The 4391-nt window shown below is 63.2% G+C and carries 4 protein-coding genes; 3 read left to right on the top strand and 1 reads right to left on the bottom strand.

The annotated features are described in order from the left end of the window. The 3 genes from PHW99_RS15970 to PHW99_RS15960 all read left to right on the top strand — a co-directional run. A partial coding sequence (locus PHW99_RS15970; RefSeq protein ID WP_300179805.1) for an ABC transporter permease subunit occupies positions 1–477 on the top strand: 477 nt, incomplete at its 5' end. Positions 478–507: 30 nt separating this feature from the next. Then, positions 508–1344 carry an enoyl-CoA hydratase/isomerase family protein gene (locus PHW99_RS15965; protein ID WP_300179802.1) on the top strand — a complete coding sequence of 279 codons (837 nt, stop codon included), beginning with the start codon at positions 508–510 and terminating at the stop codon, positions 1342–1344. After that, a complete protein-coding gene (locus PHW99_RS15960; RefSeq protein WP_300179799.1) occupies positions 1337–3010 on the top strand; it encodes a class I adenylate-forming enzyme family protein in 1674 nt (557 codons plus the stop codon). The genes PHW99_RS15965 and PHW99_RS15960 overlap by 8 nt, the downstream gene beginning before the upstream one ends. A gap of 302 nt (positions 3011–3312) precedes the next feature. Here PHW99_RS15960 and PHW99_RS15955 read toward each other — a convergent pair. Further along, positions 3313–4391: DUF3418 domain-containing protein (locus PHW99_RS15955; RefSeq protein WP_300179796.1), on the bottom strand; the 1079-nt coding region annotated here is incomplete at its 5' end.

Raw genomic sequence — 4391 nt, 5'->3', positions numbered from 1 at the left:
CCGCGCATCATCATCGCCATTGGCCTGTTCTACCTGTTTGCCCGCATTGGGCTGGTGGGCTCCTGGGTCGGGCTGGTGCTGGGGCATACCGTGATCGCCCTGCCCTTTGTGCTGATCACCATGATTGCCGTGGTGCAGGCCTATGACGAACGGCTGGACCACGCCGCCGCCGTCTGTGGCGCCGGTACCCTGATGCGCCTGCGCCGGGTGACCCTGCCGCTGCTGGCCCCCGGCGCGCTCTCGGCCTTCCTGTTCGCTTTTGTCACCTCACTGGACGAACTGACGATTGCCATGTTTGTGACCGGTGGCCTGAGTGCCACCCTGCCCAAGCAGATGTGGGACGAAGCCCTGCTGCGGGTGTCACCCACGCTGGCGGCCGCCTCCACCGTGGTGTTCCTGTTCATGAGTGTGGTGGTGCTGCTGGCGCAGACCATCCGCCAGCGCAGCAACGCCGCCAAACCGGCCGCGTCCGCCTGACGGCCCGTTCCCCTATCCCTACCCAAACCTATGCCTATCCATTTCGAAAAACAAAACCACATTGGCATCTTCACCATCGACAACGGCAAGCTCAATGTGCTGACACCGGCCATGCACAAGGCGCTGTACGGCCTCCTGAAAGAGTTCATCGCCGACCCCGATATCCACGTTGGCATCCTGAAGGGGCGCGACGGCGGCTCTTTCTGTGCCGGTGATGACATCAAGAACCCGCTGCCCGCCCGCAGCCGCCAGCAGGAGCTCGAAGGCTATCTGTTCCTGCACCACAACGAGCGTGATGGTTCGCCGCCGCACCGCCCCGGCTGGGACGTGGACATCATGAAGCTGGAACGCTACAAGCCCATCATTGGCGCGGTGGACCACTACTGCCTGGGGCAGGGCATGATCTACCTGCTGCATTTGACCGACATGCGCCTTGCCACCACCCGGGCCCAGTTTGGCCTGCCGGAAGTCGCCTACGGCATGGGCGGCGGCGGCGGCATGACCCGGCTGGGGCGCCAGATTCCGCACGTGGTGGCGATGAAATTCCTGCTCACCGGCGAATTCATGTCGGCGCAGGACGCGCTGAAATACGACCTGGTCAACGAACTGGTTGAGCCGGAACAACTGATGGAACGCGCCCTGGCGCTGGCCGCCCAGGTGGCTGCCCAGCCCCCGATTGCGGTACGGGTGGAAATGGAGAGTTATTACCAGTCACTGGACTTGAGCCGTGACGACAACCTGCGTTATGTGCTGAACCTGTACCGGCTGCAGCGGCTGGGTTACGAAGGCTTTGGCGCTGGCAGCGGTTTTCTCAAAGGGCGCCAGAACGACGGCACCAACCAGGACCAGGATGCCACCCATGAGTAACACCGCCTTGCTGCAACACTGGCAACAGCGCCTGCAGCTCGCTGCTGAACAACCTTTGCCCGCCAACATCCCCGAGCTGTTGGCCCAGGCCGCCGCCAGCCAGCCCGACCGGGTGCTGATGGACCTGTTTGAAGACGGACAGCGCCTGACCTACGCCGAATTTGACGCACTGAGCAACCAGCTGGCCGCCAGCCTGCAGGCAGCCGGGGTACAAGCCGGTATGCATGTGGCGGTGATGCTGCCCAACGGCCTGCCATGGCACCTGACCTGGCTGGCGGTGCTGAAACTGGGCGCCGCCGTGGTGCCGGTCAACCCCAGTTACACCGTGCGCGAGGTCGAGTACGTGCTGGCCGACGCCCAGGTCAGCGCCTGGGTGCTGGGCACTGAGCGTGTGGAGCTGCTCAAGCAGGTCACCGACTGGCCAGCCTCGCTGGCGCGCCAGCGCATCTGGGTAACGGCCAACCGGCTCGGTGAAGACTCGTCCTGGCAGCGCCTGCTGGACGCCTCCCCCGCAGGCAGCCGCCCCACGCCTGCGGTGCCGCCGCCGGGCCTGGACACGCTGGCCAATATCCAGTACACGTCGGGTACCACCGGTTTCCCCAAGGGTTGCCTGCTGACCCATGGTTACTGGCTGAATCTAGCCCAAGCCGCCTGCCTGATGCACCCAGAACCGGCCCCCGGCCAGGCGCCGATGCAGCGCTTTTTCACGGCCCAGCCGTTTTTCTACATGGACCCGTTCTGGCAGTTGCTGATGACTGCCATGTGCCGCGGCACGCTGGTGGCGGCGCGCAAGATCAGTGCCACCCGGTTCCTGGGCTGGCTGGCCGACCACCAGATCGACTGGGCGCAACTGCCCGAGCTGGCGCTGAAGTCCATCGACAGCGTGCAGGGCCGCACACTGGCGCTGCGTGAGGTGTTCACGTTTGGCTGGAGCGCCGAGTCGCGCCAGACCTTTGTCCAGCGCTTTCAGGTGCCAGCGGTCGAATCGTTTGGCATGACCGAAATCGGCCTGGGCCTGGTCATGCCCAACAACTACCCCGCCACGGCCAAACCCACCTCGGTGGGCCTGGCCGGTTTGCGCCGCCAGGCGCGTATCGTGGACGATGCCGGTCAGCCGGTTGGCCCCGGCGTCACCGGAGAGCTGCAGATCCGTGGCGACCACCTGTTCAAGGGTTACTTCAACAAGCCACAAGCCAACGCCGAGGTGTTTGACGGCGACTGGTTCCGCACTGGCGATGCGTTTGTGCAGGACGAAGACGGCTTTTACCGGATCGTCGGGCGGTTCAAGGACATGATCCGGCGCTCCAACGAAAACATTGCCGCGCGTGAAGTCGAAGCCGTGGTGCGCGAACTGGGCGCCGTGCTGGACTGCGCCGCCGTGCCGGTGCCCGACCCGGTGCGCAAGGAAGAGGTCAAGATCATGGTGCAACTGCGCCCGGAACTGCTGGCCGACGGCCAAACACCCGCCGAGGTGCTGCCGGTGGACCAGCTGCTGACCCACTGCCAGGGTGCGCTGGCGCCGTTCAAGGTGCCGCGTTACGTGCAGTTTGTCGCCGATTTTCCGCGCACCTCGTCCAACAAGATCATGAAACACCAGTTGATCCACGCCCCGGGCAACCCGCTGGCCCAGTCGTTTGACCGGGTGCAGGGCCGCTGGCTTGATTGACTAACTATATTTTTTATAGCTAATTGTGCTTGTTTTATCTGGGCTAGCGGGGATTTTTATCCTTATCCCGCTGCACCGGAGTTATGCGAAGGCCGGGAATCGTGGGCGGTTCAACGGCCTGGCAAAAATCTTTTGAAGTGGCCAATTTGCCAGCACGTGCTTCGATTAATGGCTGCGCGCCGCGCCTGTGGCAGCTCTGCCATCCATTGTTCAAGTTCTTTTGCCAAGTTGAGGCTGCGTTTTCGATGCTCTTAATGTCACCACAAGCCAATCTCACTTACAAACTGTAAGCCCAAAACACCTCACTCCAACTGCCCCCAAGCCTTCTCCAGCCGCTTCACACTCACCGGCTGCGGGGTGCGCAGTTCTTGGGCGAAGAAGCTCACGCGTAATTCTTCCAGCAGCCAGCGGAATTCTTGCAGGCGGTCATCGACCACGCCTTTGCGCTCGGCAACCAACCGCCAGTAGCGCTGCTCCAGCGGTTGTAATTCTTTCAGGCGGGCGCTGTCGCGGGCCGGGTCGGCGCGGTATTTTTCCAGGCGGGCGGTGATGGCTTTCTGGTAGCGGGCAAAGTGCTGCAGGCTGCCCCAGGGGGTGACGCTGAGGAACTTTTTGGGCATCAGGCGCGCCAGTTGCTGGGCCGCGTCCGTGGTGGCATCCGGGGCGTTTTTGGTGTCTTTGATCTTGCGCGCGGCCACCGCGTATTCGGCCAGGATGGTGGCGGCCAGGCGGGCGACTTCGGTGCAGATCAGGGTCAAGCGCCCTCGCCCCTCGTCCACGCGCTTCTTGAAAGCGAATTCATCGGTGGGCAACGGGTCAAGCAAAAAGGCGCGGTCCAGCGCCACACTGATGATTTGCTCGCGCAGTTCTTCCAGCGTGCCGCCGGTGCCGGAACCGTCGGCGTTCTTGCCCACCTGCATGTAGGTGACGGCCATTTTTTGCAGGTCGGGGACGTTCTTTTCCAGGTACTTGAGCGCGTCTTTGATCTGCAGCGCAAACAGGCGGCGCAGGCCGGCGCGGTGCTTGGCGGCGGCCACGTCGGGTTCGTCAAACACTTCGATGGTGACGGCATCACCCACGTCGATCAGGCCGGGGTAGCCGATCAGCGTCTGGCCGCCTTTCTGGATTTCCAGCAGCTCGGGCAGTTCGCCAAAGGTCCAGGCGGTGTGTTTGACACCGGCGGGGTTGGCTTTGGGCGGGGTTTGATTTGCTACGCTTTTTATAGCTGATTGTGCAGGTTTTACCTGGGCTAGAGGCTGATTTTCCTTAAATTCTGCCGCAGCCCCGGTTTGGGCCATTTTGAGCCCGGCCAGCGCCTGGAACGCGCCACGGGCCTGGGCACCGAGTTCGGCTTTCAACGCGCCCAGGTTGCGGCCCTGGC

It is taken from the genome of Rhodoferax sp. (assembly GCF_028689305.1).
Taxonomy (GTDB): Bacteria; Pseudomonadota; Gammaproteobacteria; order Burkholderiales; family Burkholderiaceae_C; genus Rhodoferax.
Note: the sequence above shows the minus strand (reverse complement) of the source record. Positions and strands in the feature narration are given on the sequence as shown.

Coding starts and splice junctions, on each gene's coding strand:
- PHW99_RS15960 (WP_300179799.1), top strand. CDS start 1,337: ATGAGTAACACCGCCTTGCTGCAACACTGGCAACAGCGCCTGCAGCTC.
- PHW99_RS15965 (WP_300179802.1), top strand. CDS start 508: ATGCCTATCCATTTCGAAAAACAAAACCACATTGGCATCTTCACCATC.